The sequence below is a fragment of the Flavobacterium sp. JP2137 genome (assembly GCF_050562195.1).
Classification (GTDB): Bacteria; Bacteroidota; Bacteroidia; order Flavobacteriales; family Flavobacteriaceae; genus Flavobacterium.
In genome coordinates, this window is the sequence record NZ_CP191647.1 from 2,673,506 (window position 1) to 2,689,550 (window position 16,045).

A 16,045-nucleotide genomic window follows, 5' to 3' on the forward strand; every position below is an offset into this window, starting at 1 on the left:
GTACGGCCAAGGGCAGTATTTAGGCCGCGAAAAAGCTTAAAAGGACTGCTTAGTTGCGGGTAACGCCAATTATGCTTTAATTTGAGGTGGAAATATAAAGCCTAACAACATGAAATTTATCGGAATCCTAACCGAGTCAAACGCAATGAGCAATCGATTTAAAAGCCTTTTTATACTGGGGATATCTTTGTGTATAGGGAGTGCAAACGCCCAAAAAAAACCACTTGACCACAGCGTCTACGACGGTTGGCAAAACATAAGCGGCAAAGCGCTCTCGGCCGATGGGCAATCGCTTTGGTTTCAAATCGCACCACAGGAAGGAGACAAGTTGTTATACGTCAAAGCGGCAAACCAGGCCGCGGAACTGCAAATACCCAGAGGGGAAAACGCGGCATTTACCAGCGACTCTCAGTTTGTGGCAGCTCTGATTAAACCCTTTTATACCGATTTAAGAGCGGTGAAGATAAAAAAGAAAAAGGAAGCGGATTTGCCCAAGGACAGCTTGGCGGTGGTTGCGCTATCCGATTGGAGTATCACCAAAATTGCGCGGGTAAAATCGTATAAAATCCCCGAAAAGGGAGGGGCAAAACTAGCGTACTTACGCGAAAAAGAGCCGCAAGAAACAAAAGCAGACAGCTTAAAAACCGAGGCGACCAGCGCGAAAAAAGACGACCCAAAGGCGAAGCAGAAAGATAAAAAAGCCGAACCCCTACCGTTGGTTTTACTCGATTTGCAAAGCGGAAAACAATTGACGGTCGAAGCGGTGGTGGAATACGAATTCAGCAAAAACGGAAAGTACCTCGCCCTAGCCACCCAAGAAGTCGATCAGCAGGTCGACAGCACCAAGACCGCGGCAAAGTCGGGGGTGTACGGCGTAATCTTAATCGATACCGACACCTGGGAACAGACCGTGGTATGGGAGGAAAAAGGAAGCTTTTCTCAACTCGCTTTTGACGATTCCGCCCAACGTCTCGCATTTATCGGTACGACGAGCGAATCCAAAGTAGAGCCGAAAGTTTACCGCTTATACAGCAGTTTTAAAAAGGGCAAAGCCCGCGTACTGGCAGCGGAGAAAACCAAGGGTTTACCGGAAAAATGGAGCGTCTCCGAAAACAGCAAACCGCAGTTTAGCCAAAACGGCAAACGGCTTTTCTTTGGAATTGCTCCGCTAAAAACAGCTCAAGACACGACGATCATAGCCGAAGATCATGCCATAGTAGATGTATGGCATTACAAAGACGACTATCTGCAAACGATACAGCTCAAAAATTTGGAAAAGGAATTAAAGCGCAGCTACCTCGCGACCATAGATTTGGGCGCACAGCCCGCTGTAGTACCTTTGGGCGATACCGATATACGAGAAGTCGTTTGGGTAAACCAGGGAAATGCCGATTGGGTATTGGGGTATTCCGACACCCAAGGTCGACTGGCTACGCAATGGACCGGAGTAGCAGCTCGCGATTATTACGAGATCGACGTTCGTAGCGGTCGCGCCAAATTGATCGTTGCGGGGCTCAATGGCACAGCCTTTAGCTCGCCTTTGGGCAAATACCTGGTGTATTTTAACAAAGACCGCGGCAACTGGTATAGCTACGACCGCCAACAATCCAAACACCGGTTGTTGAATAGCGGACTTGCCGTGGCTTTTGCCGACGAAGAATTCGATATGCCCGATCAATCTCCTGCTTATGGAATTGCCGAATGGACCGATAGGGACGAGACGGTACTCATCAAAGACCGCTACGATATTTGGGAGTTTTCTCTGAACGGCTCCAAGAGTCCCGTTTGTGTGACCAAGGGATATGGTCGCGATCACCGCATTCGATTCGAATTAAATAAATTTGACCCGGAAATCAGAAGTGTTTCGCGAACGGCTCCACTGCTGTTGTCGGCTTTTGACGAAACGACCAAAGAAGCCGGTTTTTATACCACAGCCGTTCAGGCGACGCAACAACCGCAATTGCTGCGCATGGAGCCCGTGTTTAGCAATAATGCCCTGATTAAGGCCAAAAACGCCGACACCTATTTATACGCCAAAGAATCCTTTGTACAAGCGCCAAGTTTGTTTGTCACTGCCGATTTTAATACCGTAACGCCCTTGATCGCTACCAATCCGCAGCAATCCGATTACAACTGGGGAACCGCTGAATTGGTTCATTGGACTACCGCTACGGGCAAGGCCGCTACCGGCGTCTTATACAAACCCGAAGATTTTGATGCGCGTAAGAAGTATCCGATGATCGTGTATTTCTATGAAAAACTGAGCGATAACCTACACCGTTATGAGGCTCCTGCGCCAACACCTTCGCGTTTAAACATCTCCTATTTCGTCAGTAACGGCTATTTGGTATTTACGCCGGACATCCGTTATGAAACGGGTTATCCCGGTCGTTCTGCAGAGGAGTACATCAATTCGGGCGTGGACTTTTTAGAGCAAAACCCTTGGGTCGACGCTACAAAAGTAGGCATACAAGGCCAAAGTTGGGGGGGCTATCAGGTGGCTCATCTAATAACGAGAACCACGAGATATGCCGCAGCCTGGTCTGGAGCACCGGTGGTGAATATGACTTCTGCATACGGGGGGATTCGCTGGTCAACCGGAATGAACCGCCAATTTCAATATGAAAAAACACAGAGTAGAATAGGAGCAAACCTCTGGGATGCACACGATTTATACATTGAAAACTCGCCCTTGTTCTTTATGAACCGCGTGGAAACACCGGTGGCAATCATGCACAATGACAACGATGGCGCCGTGCCTTGGTATCAAGGTATAGAGATGTTTACCGCGCTTAGAAGATTGGGCAAACCCGTGTGGATGCTCAATTACAACGGCGACGAACACAACCTGATGCAAAGGCAGAATCGCAAGGACATCCAAATTCGCGAACAGCAATTCTTTGACCACTACTTAAAAGGAGCGCCGATGCCCGTTTGGATGGACTCGGGGGTACCCGCCGTCTTAAAGGGGAAAACCTGGGGATTGGAATTGGTTGACTAAGCTCAAAAAAAGGCTGTCTCGTTATGGAGGCAGCCTTTTTTTATGGACGGAGTTGCTAAGGGCATTGGCCAAAATAGCTATACCGATGACTTGACGTAGAACGCTTGGGTTTGCTCGTAAAAATAACGACTGATGTCGCCCTCTTGGTCCAGCAGCATAAAATCGACAAACTGATCGGGTTTTACAAAGGGTTTGGACGCGATGGCGGCTAAATCCGTTATTCTTTTCATATCCTGTGGCGGACATTCCAAAGCAAATATATAATGAGGCGGGTCGCCGATGGCCGGATTGTAAATCCAACCGATATGCGCTGCGGCAACCGCGGGTTGCGTCTTAAACAAATCCTTTAACGCAGCCACTAAAGCCGTGGGGTATTCCTTGGGTTGACCGATTTGTACCGGCATGGTCTGCTTCGTCTTGAGTATATTGGTCGGTTGGTGAAAAACCGCACCGCTGAGCATTTCGGAAATCTCCAAGGGGATCAACTCCTTGTATACCGCGGAAAACGGATTGACTACTACGGCAGCGGTCTGCGCCATTTCCAAAAATGCCCGTCCGTTTATAGGCACGGCATTTACCTCGTCTCTCAGGGCGGGCTGTTCAAAGGCGCAGCCGACTTCTGTAAATACCGGAATAACCTGATTGGGAAATACCACTATGGGAAGCTTTTTTAAATCTGCCGTGCTAGCGTCGCTCTTTCCCATGGGGTCTTTCTGGGTTAATACATAGACCGTCTCCTCCAAAAAACGCTTGTAAAACGCTTCTCGGTATTGGGCATCATGACCGGCTTTTTCTAGAATCTCTTTTAAAGGGAGCTTTTTCAAATCGTTTAATTTTTTAGGGGAACTAGTTGAAAGTTGTTTCTTTTATCGAACTATAAACGTTCAAAAATAAGTAAAACAAAGGGCTTTTCCCAAGTAAAACACCGCCTTTTTCCCCTTTCTAAAACGAAGGATTGGCAAAATGTAGCGTAGGGCGGTGTGAAAACCCGCTGCTGTAGACTCCTTTTTTTAAGAAAGTGTCGAAAGTTTAACGGAACCAAGGGGGATTATGAATCGCTTATAGTGAGGTATTTACGGTAAATTATATCAAATTATAATTGTATTAATTTAAAAAATCTTATATATTTGATATATAATATTTTTTTTAACATTTGAAATTAAATGAACTGTACTATGAAAAAGAGGAATTCCCTAGTGTTTTTTTTGGCCTTGCTAAGCGTGGTTTTTATAGCTGCTTGCAGCAGTAGCGACGACAATGGCGGTGGCGACTTGGGGCCTAAGGGCTCATGCGGCAGTCCGGCGCGACATATAGCAGCGACTTACCAAGGATTTGTCAATGAAAAAGCGGCACAGCTGCAACTGAATGCAACCAAGGGCGATAGGGTAGTAGCCACCCTTACTTATACCGATAAAAAAGGAGAAGAATTCAGCCGCGTAGCCGAATTTGACGTGGAAACCAATCTGTATTGCGAGGAAATGGGGTTGGATTATATCACGCAAATCGACGCATCGGAGTCGGGTCGTGACTATGCCGTGCTGTTTAAATACAAGGAGAGAAATACCTTTATTGAATTCTTTACCTTAGAGAGTTTGACCGGGGAGTATGGCACGATTTTCTTCGAAAACGGCCGCAAGTAAAACCGGCGGGTAACGCGTAAATTTTCCGTTCGGGTAGGCGTTAACTCAGCAGGGGTTCTGTAAGGAATTTCTGGGAGTTAGCGCCTACTGTTTTTAAGGCTGTATTACCCGAGAATAACGCGCGCAGCTGTCAAAGCGCGTAAACAGCTCTAACGAAGCAGCCGAGCTTCCCCAAAATAGGGTCGTTTGTAATTCTTAATTAGTTGGTTTTTAAAGGATGTTTGTTGTGCATATTTAATATATTTATAAGGAATTGCAACTTATTTAGTAAATTGTGTACTGAAACGCACTGCGGTTTAACAAAGAGGATTCATCGAAAATAAAATGATTTATGGATTTACATTCGGGACTGCCTTTTTGGATGGCGAAAAATGCCTTGTACAACCAATTCAATCCTTTGGACAAGGACGTAAAGGTACAGGTAGCGATTATTGGATCGGGAATTACGGGCGCCTTAGTCGCCAATGAACTGTGTGGCCGCGGCATCGAATGCAGTGTCTTTGATCGGCGTTCTCCCGCTATGGGAAGCACCATAGCCAGTACCGCGCAGTTGCAATATGAAATAGACGTGCTCTTGTGCGACTTGATTAAAGATATAGGCGAGGAGAAAGCCGTAGCGGCTTATCGAGCGAGTTTGCAGTCGATTACCGATTTGGAAAACACCTTTGCCGACTTGGGCATCGATCCGGATTTTAGAAGGGTGCCCACCTTGTTTTTAGCCGATAACAACAGGGGGTTACGACTGTTGCGCAAGGAGTTTAAAGCCCGAGAAAAACACGGTCTGCCCGTGTGCTTTATCGATAAAGACAAGCTGCGCGACAGCTTCCACATCAGCGCTCCGGGCGCCTTGTACAACGACACTTCCGCACAGATGGATTCCTATAAAGCAGCGACAGCACTCTTGGAATACCGCCGCAAAAAGAAACAACTGCAACTGTTTACCCATACGGAGATTGTCGATTATAAAAAGACCGAAGCGGGCTATCTGTTGTATTCCGACCAAGGGCATCAAGTGAGTTGTCAATACGTGATTATCGCTGCGGGTTTTGAAGCGGGTCGGTTTTTGCCCAAACCCTTGATGAAACTGGAATCGACCTATGCGGTGATTTCGCAACCGCTAGCGGCCGATGCGCTGTGGAAAGAGCGCTGCCTGATATGGAATACGGCACAGCCCTATTTCTATATGCGCAGCACGGAAGACAACAGAATAATCATCGGTGGAGAAGACGTGCCCTTTAGAGATCCCGTCAAAAGAGATCGGCTGATTCGCGCGAAAAAGGAAAAGTTACTGCGGCAGTTTAAACAGCTTTTTCCCGAAATCACTTTTATTCCCGCCATGACGTGGTGCGGTACCTTTAGCAATACAGCAGATGGATTGCCGCTGATCGGTCCGTGGAAAACAGGCGATAAAATGTTGTTTGCCTTGGGGTATGGCGGTAATGGAATTACCTTTAGCATGATAGCCGCTCAAATTTTAGCGAATCTAATTGAAGGAAAAGAGGATAATAGGATAAAATTATTTGAATTGTCTAGGTTATTGTAAAAAAAATGACTATATTTATAATATAAAATGGGTAATGAATTAGAAAATCAAGCATTAAAAGGCTCTTGGACAACTTGTCCAAGAGCTTTTTTTTGCGTATCTTATTTGTAATAACAAAAATCTTCGCCCTCTTGGAGGTTTAATACGGTGTGGTAAATCAGTCGAATGACATTTTCCACATCGCTTTGGTGTATCATCTCTACCGTGGTGTGCATATAGCGCAAGGGCAGGGAAATCAATGCGGAAGCTACACCGCCGTTGCTGTATGCAAAGGCATCGGTATCGGTTCCCGTCACTCGAGATGAAGCCAAGCGCTGGAAGGGAATTTTTTCGCTTTCCGCGGTATCGATAATCAAATCGCGAAGGTGGTTTTGCACCGCAGGGGCGTAGGTAATTACGGGACCCCGACCGATTTTGATTTCTCCTTCAATTTTTTTATCCACCATCGGCGTGGAAGAGTCGTGGCAAACATCGGTGACTATGGCGATGTTGGGTTTGAGGGTTTGCGCAATCATTTCGGCGCCTCTCAGGCCGATTTCTTCTTGTACCGAATTGGTGATATACAATCCAAAAGGGAGTTTTTTACCGTTTTCCTTGAGTAAACGAGCGACTTCTGCAATCATAAAACCGCCGACGCGATTGTCTAGGGCGCGGCAAACGAATTTGTTGCCGTTTAAGATGCTAAAGGTATCGGGATAAGTGATGACACAACCCACGTGAACGCCAAGTGCTTCCACTTCGGCCTTGGAATCGCAACCGCAATCGACAAAGATGTTCTCCACCGTAGGACTCTCTTCCTTGGCGCGGTTGCGCGTATGTATGGCCGGCCAGCCGAATACCCCGTTTACAAGGCCTTTTTTGGTGTGTATGTTTACGCGCTTGGACGGCGCAATCTGGTGATCGCTACCGCCATTTCTGATGACGTAGATAAAGCCCTCTTCGGAGATGTAATTGACATACCACGAAATCTCATCGGCATGTCCTTCGATAATTACCCTAAAGGGCGCCTCCGGATTGATCACTCCAACGGCGGTTCCATAGGTATCGGTTATAAACGTGTCTACATAGGGTTTTAAATAGTTCATCCACAGTTTTTGCCCACTGCTTTCATAGCCCGTAGGTGCTGCATTGTTTAAATATTGCTCTAAAAATGCTAGGGATTTTTCGGTTAAGATCGTTTTTTCACTCATGCTAATATTTTTTGCTAAATTACCCATTAGAGCCGATACAAATCGAATAAATTGTATATTTTTGAACATAATTAACAACTATGAAAAAATTAGTATTACTTCTGGCTTTCTTGACCTTCTCCCTTGGTGTACAGGCACAAGAGAAGCTTAAACCCGTTCCTCAGATTCCCGATGATCCGGCGATGAGTCAACGGGAACAAGACAGTATTGCTGAATTTTATACCATGCCCGAAATCTTTATCGGCGTCAACGAAAGGGAGGAAAAATACCTGCGCGAGATGAACGTCTTGCGCAATCGGATTTTAAGGGTGTATCCCTATGCCCGCGCTACGGCGGAAAACCTGACGATTCTCAACGCCAACTTGGCCAAGATGGAAACGCGTCGTCAGCGGAATACCTACATCAGTCGATCGCAAAAGTATTTGGAATCGGAATTTAAAGAGCGCTTAAAAAAGCTCTCGCGAAAAGACGGTCGCATATTAATCAAACTCATCCACCGACAAACGGGCAATACGACTTTTAGCCTGATCAAGGAGTTTAAAAGCGGTTGGTCGGCATTTTGGTCCAACAACACCGCACGCATGTTTGATCTCAACCTCAAGTCCGAATACCATCCCGATACCGATTTGGAAGATTTTTATATAGAAACCCAGTTGAATTACCTCTTTTACAACTACCGTTTGACGTATCAGCAGGCAAATCCCCCCATAGATTTTAATGCCTTGAGAAAAAAATGGGAGGCTCAAATCGGAAACTCAGAGGCTTATCCGGTGGAGTTAAAAGAATAGGCTTTTTTCAGCCTTAGAGGTTTTAATCTTCCTAAAAAATAGATTATATTTGCCCTAATATTATTTCTATGGAACAGTTTATCGTATCAGCTCGAAAATACAGACCTCAAACATTTAAAGATGTAGTGGGGCAGCAGGCTATTACGAATACCCTGATCAATGCCATAGAAAACAATCACTTGGCCCAGGCCTTGCTTTTTACCGGTCCTCGTGGAGTGGGAAAAACAACCTGTGCCCGTATTTTGGCTCGAAACATCAATCAGGAGGGCTATGACGATCCCGAAGAGGATTTTGCCTTTAATGTCTTTGAATTGGATGCCGCTTCTAACAACTCGGTAGACGACATTCGAAATTTGATTGACCAAGTGCGTATACCGCCCCAAACCGGCAAGTATAAAGTGTATATCATCGATGAGGTGCACATGCTTTCCTCTGCGGCCTTTAACGCTTTTTTAAAGACCCTGGAAGAGCCGCCGCGCCACGCGATTTTTATATTGGCGACCACGGAAAAACACAAGATTATTCCGACGATTTTATCGCGTTGTCAAATATTTGATTTTAAGAGAATCACGATTTTAGACGCCAAAAACCATTTGGCCGAAGTGGCTACCAGCCAGCAGATTACCTTTGAAGACGATGCCTTACACATCATCGCTCAAAAGGCAGACGGCGCCATGCGCGACGCCTTGTCCATCTTTGACCGCGTGGTATCGTATTGCGGCAATCACTTAACCCGTCAGGCAGTAGCGGAAAATCTAAACGTCTTGGATTTTGAATATTACATTCGAATTACCGACATGATTTTGATTCAGGATATACCGAATCTGCTCTTGGCTTTTGACGATATCTTGGCCAAGGGATTTGACGGACATCACTTCGTTGCCGGTATGGCATCCCATTTTAGGGATTTGATGGTTTGCAAAACACCTTCGACCTTGAGTTTGTTGGAAATCGGTGAACACGGTAAACAATTGTTTGGCGAACAATCTCAAAAAACTTCCATGGCCTTCCTTTTAGAGGGCATAGAAATCGCCAACAGCTGCGATTTAAAATACAAAACCAGCCAGAATCAAAGATTGCTCGTCGAGTTGTGTTTGATGCAGTTGGCTTCGATTACTTTTGAAGGCGAAAAAAAAAAAGTAAGCACTATATAATTCCCCCGCATTTTTTACCGGGTGCTGTGTCCACTGCCTCAGTGGCAACAGCAGCAACTGCTCGCGCAGAGCCAATTCAAGAGGAACAACCCACCGCGGAAGTTTCCTCGGAAGTCGCTGTGGTGCCGGAAGTTGAAATCGAGTCGAAAGAAGCGGTAAAACCACCGGTTTTGACCAAAAAGGTCTCGGCCCTGTCCCTGTCGAGTATCCGTTCGAAAAAAGAACTCGAAGCTTCCCTACAGAAAAAAGTGGTCAATTTAGAAGATCTGCCCAAGGATTCCTTTACGATGGAGCAGTTGATGGAGCATTGGAATTATTATTCCAACCGCTTGAGTCAATCGGGGCTCATGCTGATGTGTTCGCTGATGGGAATGTGTCAGCCCCATTTAGAAGGGGTAATCGTGGCGATTGAATTGCCCAATGAGGGTTCTAAGCTGAGCTTTGACGAAAACAAATACGAGTTGGTCAATTTTCTGCGCAAGCGATTGAACAATTACGACTTGGAAATACACATTACGGTAAACGAGCAAATCACGATTAAACGCGCTTTTACACCCGAGGACAAATACAACCACCTCAATCAAATCAACCCCGCTTTGGAAATGTTGGTGCGCACCTTTGAACTGGATATCACCAAGATGTAAACGCACTAAGCTGTTTATTTGGAATTAAACCCCTGTTGTCGGTCTTTATTGCTCGCTTGTTGGTCTTTAATCGACAGGTCTAAGAGTACGCGTGCGGCATCGCTTTCGTCGTTGGCCAACTGACCCGCTACGAAAACGCCCTTGAGCTTTTGATCTTTGGATTGTATGCCGTAGACCGTAGATTCGTCATCGGGATTGCTAAAGCCTTCATAGCGATAGAGATGAACGATTTCAAAATTATCAGGATTTGCAATAATTTGTTGCTCCTCGATATTGAAGTCAATATCAAAGCCTTTATTTTTTAACTCGTCTATAGCGATACTCGCCGAGGCATAATGAAACATCTTTTTCATATTGTTGTATTTTTAATTAAAGTCTTAAGGTAAATTTAAAAAAAGATGGAATACGCTGCTGTTAACTCCTCGTTAAATGATTTTATATTCCACAAGTGGATTTTGTGCGGAGTAAAGATTTAACTTTGTACCTTTGTGGGATAAAGAACGACAATTATGATAAATATTGGTGTAGATAATACTTTAAGAATCGCAAGAACGACTAAAGTAGGTTTGTTTTTGACCGATGGAGAGAATGATATTTTATTGCCGAATAAATATGTGCCTAACGATTATGAAATCGACGATGAAATCGTTGTTTTCGTGTACTTAGATCACGAAGAACGACCGGTGGCTACCACTTTGGAGCCCTATATATACCTCAATGAGTTCGCCTTGTTAAAAGTCAATTATATGAATGACTTTGGCGCCTATATGGATATCGGATTGGAAAAGGATTTATTTGTACCGTTTAAGGAGCAAGCGCGTCCGATGCAAGAGGGCAATCGCTATATCATCTATATGTATTTAGACGAAAAAACCGACCGTTTGGTGGGTTCAAGCCGTTTAAATCAGTTTTTGGACTTGGAAGAGGTTACCTTGGAAGCCGGTGAAGAGGTCGATTTGATCGTATCCCATATCACCGATTTGGGTGTTAATGTCATCATCAACGAAAAGTTTAAGGGTTTGATTTACAAAAACGAACTCTTTGAGGATTTGAGAACCGGTGACCGCGTTGTGGGCTACATCAAAAACGTCCGCGCCGATGGAAAAATCGATGTATCGCGTACCAAACTCGGCTTTGACGGGGTGGTGAGTAGTGCCGATGTAATATTGGACGAACTGCGTGCGAATAACGGCTTTTTAGGATTGAGTGACTCCAGTCATCCAGAAGATATTAAAACGGTCTTAAACATCAGTAAAAAGACCTTTAAAAAAGCAATCGGTACACTTTATAAGGAAAAGCGCATAGAAATCAAAGATGAGGGCATTTACCTGATCGAGGAAGAAGATGTTTCCTTCGAGTAAGCGCCGCAAAAGTTAACGTCATTTAAACTCCCACATCGGGAGTTTTTTTGTAACTTGTATCGTATATAACACAGCGATGCACCACTATAATGTGTCCTGTGATAGCGCGAACAGCTTATGAAAAATAACTTCACTCCGGATGCGCTACCGCATCCTACTATGGACGAAATGCTGCATTTTCCCATCCGCGACAAGCGGTTCCCCGTCTTGTTTATCGGACACGGATCTCCGATGAATGCCATTGAACACAACGAATTTACCGAGTATTGGAATCGGCTGGGGCACACTTTGGATAAACCCGAAGCGGTTTTGGTGGTATCGGCGCATTGGTTAACCCGGGGTACTACCAAGATTACCGCCATGCCCAAGCCCAAGACAATTCACGATTTTGGCGGTTTTCCCCAGGCTTTGTTTGAGGTGGAATATCCCGCTCTCGGCAGTCCGGAACTCGCGATAGAGACCCAAAAGATCATCAAAGGCACGGCGGTGGAGTTGGACGACGACTGGGGATTGGATCACGGTGCGTGGAGTGTGCTTCAGCATTTGTACCCCCAAGCCAATATTCCCGTAGTGCAATTGAGTATAGACTACGGCAAGCCCGCGGCTTACCACTATAAACTCGCGGGGGAATTGATGGAATTGCGCCGTAGAGGGGTGTTGATTATCGGTAGCGGAAATATGGTACACAACCTGCGAGCAATGGATTGGAGTCACATTCAAACCGATAATTACGGCTTCGATTGGGCCATAGAAAGCAACGAGATTTTTAAGGATAAAATTCGATCCAAGTCGCATAACGACCTCATCGATTACCACAAACTCGGTGCGGCCGTACAACTCGCCATTCCCACACCCGATCACTACTTCCCCCTGATGTATGTATTGGGACTGCAATTGGCCAATGAAGAGGTGGAAATCTTTAACGATAAATACGTGGCTGGCTCGTTGAGTATGACTTCAATTAAGATAGGTTAGTCCGTTGATTTTTACAGGTTTAATACCATTAAATCTTGTTTTAAAAACAACTGCAATCCCAGTTTTTTAAACAAGGTATTCAGCGCTGTGTCGGTGCTGTTTACATTGGTAACCAACAGCTTTTTGTCTGCTGTAAATAGGCTGGATAGCAGGGCAGTGGCCAAGCCTTTTCGCCGGAATTCCGGTGCTATATAAAGCTGTATAAGCTTGTTGCTCTGCGGGTGGTACACCAGATAGCCAACAGCGGTTTGCTCGCTGTAAATCTGTTGTACTTCCAGTATTTCCCAATGGGCCAAAACTGCTCGTCGGTCGTTTTGCCATGAGGGCGCCACCGATTTGTCGGCGTAATACGCTTGGTATAACTCGGGAGTCAACGGCTGTAAAGTCACTGCTTTTCCGTTGCCCACCGCGCTAATCGTTCCGTTGTAGCAATTTAGAACCGCCGTTTTTTCAAAACCGATTTTTTCATAGGTCCGCTTGGCCGCATCATTGGTCGATATCACTTCTAAAATACCGACTTCAAAGCCCTGTTCCTGTAATAGCGGTAAGCCAAAAGCATATAGTGCGCGGGTAATGCCTTGACCGCGATGCGACGGAATTACCCCCGTACCCGCATTGTAGAACTCCTTTTGATTTCGGCCGTGTAAAATAACGCCGACCAAGGCTTCTCCATCGAAAGCTCCTAAAGACAAACTCCAATCGACCCCATCGTTTTTCAGCTTGTACGCCCACTGTGCTTCGGTAAGGTGCATGGGAAGGATATAATCTGAAAAAGCCTCGTTAAAGGTGTTTAAAACCACCGCAGTGGGGGTTTGGTTTAGAAAGCGGTATTGCAGGAATGGACGTGTCATAAAAATCAGTTTTTTCGTGGGTATACGCATTTTGGATTAACGAAAAACGCCTCTAAGAGTAGAGGCGTTGCAATCGTTTTTATTTGGAAACATTCCCGACGGAATAATCGCCAAAATGATGCGCCAAATCAATGGTCTTATAAGTGAGTTTGGTGTATTTATTGGACAGCAATATAATGGACACCGTGTCTTGTTGTAGTCGGATGTATGAAGAGGTATTACCGCGCCACCAACCGTTGTGGAAGGTGTAGTTTTTACCGTTGTTCATCTCGATCAGGCGCATGCCCAAGCCGTAATTGTTTTTGCCCTTTTGCTCATAGCTATAGCCCTTGTACATCTGCTCCTTTAAATCCTTGTTTAAAAAAGCGTCGGAATACATGGCTTTGTCGAGTTTGAGCAAATCGCGAGGCGTGGTATAAATATTTTTATCCCCGTAAGTCTCGTCGAGATAGTCAAAGCGCATCAGTCGGTAATTGCCGTCATAAGACTGGCATACTTCGTCTTTCTTACTGATGTCGTCAAACACAAAGGTATGGGTCATTTCCAACGGATCTAAAACCAATTCTTTTAAGGCCTTTTTATAGGGCTTACCGCTGATTTTCTCCACGATTAATGCCAGTATAACATAGTTGGTGTTCGAATAGGTGAATTTGGTATTGGGCCTAAAGTCCAAAGCGACTTTTCCGCTGCTAATGATGTCTAAGACGTCTTGATTTGTAATGGTTTGCGCGGTATTCCAAATGTTTTTTTCCGCTGTAAAATACCCGTAATACTTAAGTCCACTACGGTGGTTTAACAGCATGCGCACCGTGGTTTGCGGATAGGGGAAAGTCGGTAATACACTGGCTACACTTTGGTCTAGATCCAAGAGCCCTTCATGTACCAAGCGCAAGGTGGCTACAGACGTAATCACCTTTCCTACCGAAGCTACGTGCATCGGCGTGTTTTGTCCGATCATCTCGTTTTTGGCGCGATTGGAATAACCCGAATATTCTTCAAAGAGAATCTTGCCGTTTTTGGCCACTAAAAAACCACCGGAATAATCGTTTTTATTGATGTTTTTATGATAAAATTCCTCGACGATATGATTCTGTTTTAAAATGTATTCCGGGTCCAATTCGTTGAACTGCACCTCATAGGGATTTTCGGTGATGTGAAGTTCCGCGCTATTGGGAATTCGCTCGGCCAAATCTTTGTTTTTATTACAAGAAGCCAAGATGAGGGTTGTCGCTAACAAGCTACAATATATATATTTCATTATTTGCAAGGTCTAAAAAACAAATATAGACAAATTAATGAATTGAGAAATCAAAAAAATAAATAAAATTTCTCGGATGAATAGGCAGTCCGTATGGTTTTTTTATACTGATTTACAAGTTTTTCGTTACAATTCTAGAAAAAATCACTTGTGCTTTAGCGATTATAAAATATTTTGGGCTTCACTTAATTTTTTTGTGTTTTTGGCAACATTTCAAATGGTCCGTTTTTTTTGTCTCGCCTTGGACTCGCGGCGGCTTTTAAAACAAGCTGGGAATCCATAGTGTTTGTAGCGGAATCTCCCGGTTGAGAATACGCGGGCTGTTTTATGCAAAAAAAAAGACTGCCTCGTCGATCGAGGCAGTCTTTGAATTTTCGCGTTAGTGGTCGTGTCCGCCGCCGCCGCTTTCATTTTTTATCAAATGGCTTTGCAAATAATAGGCTCCGGCCGTAACGATTTTGGCATTTTTGGGCAGCTCTTGTAAAAAGCTCACCTGAGTGTAGTCCAATTCCGATACTCCGGTTTTAACCTCGATGCGTTGAAAGTGGTATTCCTTAGGGGGAGTGGTAGCGCTTCCCGTCTCATCGGCTTCCAAAACAAATACAAATTCACGGCCGTCCGCTCGTACAAAAGCCTCTTTCGGCAAGGCGGTCAGCTGCTGCTTACCGCTGTGTATAAGTGCGTTGACATACATGCCGGGAATCAGGTTTTCATGCTGGTTTTCGATGTCGGCATGTACGGCTATCGTTTTGGTTTCGTTCTCAAACGATTTGCCTATGCTAAAGATCTTGCCTTGAATTTCGGTATTGTCTCTATTGGTCAGGTTAAAAACCACTTTTTGCCCGATTTTAATCTGTGGTAAATCCTTTTCGTATACCATCAGGTCCAAGTGCAGCTTGGAATTGTCTACCAAGGTAAACAGCGGTTGCTGTTGTGCGGTTTGCGAACCAATTTTAATATTGATCGTAGCGATATACCCGGCTATAGGGGCTATAATCGACAGGCTTTGCTCGGCGGTTTGATCGCCGGCATTCATGATGGTCAACTGCTTTTTTAACGAGCGGTATTTGGCCTTTTCGATTTCGAGTTCGGACTGGGTCTTTTGAAAAGTTTTTTCCGAATTGACATTCTCCTCTCGCAACTTGGATTGGCGGTCGTACTCCAACTGCAAATAGTTGATCGTGCTTTTGCTGATGGCATATTCTTCCTGTAGCTTGGCAAATTCCGTGCTTTCTGCCTGGGCGAGTAACTGCCCCTTTTTGACGTATTGTCCTTCATTGACCAAAATACGGGTCACTATACCCGGTATAAAGGTGCTGACATCGGCTTGGTTTTGAGGGGGTAGCTTGGTGTAACCATTGACTTTGATGACCTCATTTAGGTTTTTCATAGACAGTTCGCCCAATGCGATACCGGCACCGGCAAATTGTGCGGGATTTAACTCGACTTCCTTTATGGTTGTTGCGGCTTCTTCGTGCTGTTCGGCTGTGTTTTCCGCGGGGGTGTCTTCTCCTTTTTTCTGACAACTCCCCATCAATACGAGGACTGCGATTAGGGGTACTAGAAAATATTTTTTCATCTGTAAGTGTTTTTGACGAAGTGGTGATTGCGTTCTATTGGGCGTTGTTTGAATAAACAAC

General features: G+C 45.0%; 14 protein-coding genes. 8 read left to right on the forward strand and 6 right to left on the reverse strand.

Translation table 11 applies throughout. The features are described from left to right. Positions 1-109: 109 nt before the first annotated feature. On the forward strand, positions 110-3,001 hold the full coding sequence (locus tag ACQZ43_RS11775; protein WP_430612883.1) for an alpha/beta hydrolase family protein: 2,892 nt from the start codon (positions 110-112) through the stop codon (positions 2,999-3,001). A gap of 77 nt (positions 3,002-3,078) precedes the next feature. Here ACQZ43_RS11775 and ACQZ43_RS11780 read toward each other — a convergent pair whose 3' ends face one another. Then, the gene (locus ACQZ43_RS11780; RefSeq protein WP_430612884.1) at positions 3,079-3,825 is read right to left on the reverse strand and encodes an enhanced serine sensitivity protein SseB; all 747 of its coding nucleotides are present in this window, start codon (positions 3,823-3,825) and stop codon (positions 3,079-3,081) included. Between the two features lie 351 nt (positions 3,826-4,176). Between ACQZ43_RS11780 and ACQZ43_RS11785 the strand changes: the two genes are divergently transcribed. Together ACQZ43_RS11785 and ACQZ43_RS11790 are read left to right on the forward strand one after the other, a co-directional pair. Continuing rightward, the gene (locus tag ACQZ43_RS11785; RefSeq protein ID WP_430612885.1) at positions 4,177-4,641 is read left to right on the forward strand and encodes a hypothetical protein; all 465 of its coding nucleotides are present in this window, start codon (positions 4,177-4,179) and stop codon (positions 4,639-4,641) included. 331 nt (positions 4,642-4,972) lie between these two features. Continuing rightward, a complete protein-coding gene (locus ACQZ43_RS11790; RefSeq protein ID WP_430612886.1) occupies positions 4,973-6,184 on the forward strand; it encodes an NAD(P)/FAD-dependent oxidoreductase in 1,212 nt (403 codons plus the stop codon). A 101-nt stretch (positions 6,185-6,285) separates the two neighbouring features. On the opposite strand, the gene ACQZ43_RS11795 is transcribed toward ACQZ43_RS11790, so the two are convergent. Continuing rightward, positions 6,286-7,374 (reverse strand): M42 family metallopeptidase, encoded by a 1,089-nt coding sequence (locus ACQZ43_RS11795; RefSeq protein WP_430612887.1) that lies wholly within the window; start codon positions 7,372-7,374, stop codon positions 6,286-6,288. An 80-nt stretch (positions 7,375-7,454) separates the two neighbouring features. Between ACQZ43_RS11795 and ACQZ43_RS11800 the strand changes: the two genes are divergently transcribed. The 3 genes from ACQZ43_RS11800 to ACQZ43_RS11810 all read left to right on the forward strand — a co-directional run bounded on the left by ACQZ43_RS11800 (position 7,455) and on the right by ACQZ43_RS11810 (position 9,960). Further along, positions 7,455-8,162, forward strand: a complete 708-nt coding sequence (locus tag ACQZ43_RS11800) for a DUF4294 domain-containing protein (protein WP_430612888.1) — start codon at positions 7,455-7,457, stop codon at positions 8,160-8,162. A 68-nt stretch (positions 8,163-8,230) separates the two neighbouring features. Beyond that, positions 8,231-9,316: a DNA polymerase III subunit gamma/tau gene (dnaX, locus tag ACQZ43_RS11805; protein WP_430612889.1), complete on the forward strand. Its 1,086-nt coding sequence runs from the start codon at positions 8,231-8,233 to the stop codon at positions 9,314-9,316. A 26-nt stretch (positions 9,317-9,342) separates the two neighbouring features. Beyond that, a complete protein-coding gene (locus ACQZ43_RS11810) occupies positions 9,343-9,960 on the forward strand; it encodes a hypothetical protein (RefSeq protein ID WP_430612890.1) in 618 nt (205 codons plus the stop codon). 14 nt (positions 9,961-9,974) lie between these two features. On the opposite strand, the gene ACQZ43_RS11815 is transcribed toward ACQZ43_RS11810, so the two are convergent. Further along, the gene (locus ACQZ43_RS11815) at positions 9,975-10,313 is read right to left on the reverse strand and encodes a hypothetical protein (protein ID WP_430612891.1); all 339 of its coding nucleotides are present in this window, start codon (positions 10,311-10,313) and stop codon (positions 9,975-9,977) included. Between the two features lie 156 nt (positions 10,314-10,469). On the opposite strand from ACQZ43_RS11815, the gene ACQZ43_RS11820 reads away from it, so the two are divergent. Together ACQZ43_RS11820 and ygiD are read left to right on the forward strand one after the other, a co-directional pair. Next, positions 10,470-11,321 carry a CvfB family protein gene (locus tag ACQZ43_RS11820; RefSeq protein WP_430612892.1) on the forward strand — a complete coding sequence of 284 codons (852 nt, stop codon included), beginning with the start codon at positions 10,470-10,472 and terminating at the stop codon, positions 11,319-11,321. Between the two features lie 159 nt (positions 11,322-11,480). Then, positions 11,481-12,296 (forward strand): 4,5-DOPA dioxygenase extradiol, encoded by an 816-nt coding sequence (ygiD, locus tag ACQZ43_RS11825; RefSeq protein ID WP_430615664.1) that lies wholly within the window; start codon positions 11,481-11,483, stop codon positions 12,294-12,296. 11 nt (positions 12,297-12,307) lie between these two features. Here ygiD and ACQZ43_RS11830 read toward each other — a convergent pair whose 3' ends face one another. The 3 genes from ACQZ43_RS11830 to ACQZ43_RS11840 form a co-directional block, all read right to left on the reverse strand. After that, positions 12,308-13,147 carry a GNAT family N-acetyltransferase gene (locus ACQZ43_RS11830; RefSeq protein WP_430612893.1) on the reverse strand — a complete coding sequence of 280 codons (840 nt, stop codon included), beginning with the start codon at positions 13,145-13,147 and terminating at the stop codon, positions 12,308-12,310. Between the two features lie 79 nt (positions 13,148-13,226). Next, complete coding sequence (locus ACQZ43_RS11835; RefSeq protein ID WP_430612894.1) at positions 13,227-14,405, reverse strand: serine hydrolase domain-containing protein; 1,179 nt, start codon at positions 14,403-14,405, stop codon at positions 13,227-13,229. Positions 14,406-14,784: 379 nt separating this feature from the next. Further along, a complete protein-coding gene (locus tag ACQZ43_RS11840; RefSeq protein ID WP_430612895.1) occupies positions 14,785-15,984 on the reverse strand; it encodes an efflux RND transporter periplasmic adaptor subunit in 1,200 nt (399 codons plus the stop codon). Positions 15,985-16,045 lie beyond the last annotated feature (61 nt).

Coding starts and splice junctions, on each gene's coding strand:
- ACQZ43_RS11795 (WP_430612887.1), bottom strand. CDS start 7,374: ATGAGTGAAAAAACGATCTTAACCGAAAAATCCCTAGCATTTTTAGAG.
- ACQZ43_RS11830 (WP_430612893.1), bottom strand. CDS start 13,147: ATGACACGTCCATTCCTGCAATACCGCTTTCTAAACCAAACCCCCACT.
- dnaX (WP_430612889.1), top strand. CDS start 8,231: ATGGAACAGTTTATCGTATCAGCTCGAAAATACAGACCTCAAACATTT.
- ACQZ43_RS11835 (WP_430612894.1), bottom strand. CDS start 14,405: ATGAAATATATATATTGTAGCTTGTTAGCGACAACCCTCATCTTGGCT.
- ACQZ43_RS11800 (WP_430612888.1), top strand. CDS start 7,455: ATGAAAAAATTAGTATTACTTCTGGCTTTCTTGACCTTCTCCCTTGGT.
- ACQZ43_RS11790 (WP_430612886.1), top strand. CDS start 4,973: ATGGATTTACATTCGGGACTGCCTTTTTGGATGGCGAAAAATGCCTTG.
- ACQZ43_RS11785 (WP_430612885.1), top strand. CDS start 4,177: ATGAAAAAGAGGAATTCCCTAGTGTTTTTTTTGGCCTTGCTAAGCGTG.
- ACQZ43_RS11815 (WP_430612891.1), bottom strand. CDS start 10,313: ATGAAAAAGATGTTTCATTATGCCTCGGCGAGTATCGCTATAGACGAG.
- ygiD (WP_430615664.1), top strand. CDS start 11,481: ATGGACGAAATGCTGCATTTTCCCATCCGCGACAAGCGGTTCCCCGTC.
- ACQZ43_RS11840 (WP_430612895.1), bottom strand. CDS start 15,984: ATGAAAAAATATTTTCTAGTACCCCTAATCGCAGTCCTCGTATTGATG.
- ACQZ43_RS11820 (WP_430612892.1), top strand. CDS start 10,470: ATGATAAATATTGGTGTAGATAATACTTTAAGAATCGCAAGAACGACT.
- ACQZ43_RS11775 (WP_430612883.1), top strand. CDS start 110: ATGAAATTTATCGGAATCCTAACCGAGTCAAACGCAATGAGCAATCGA.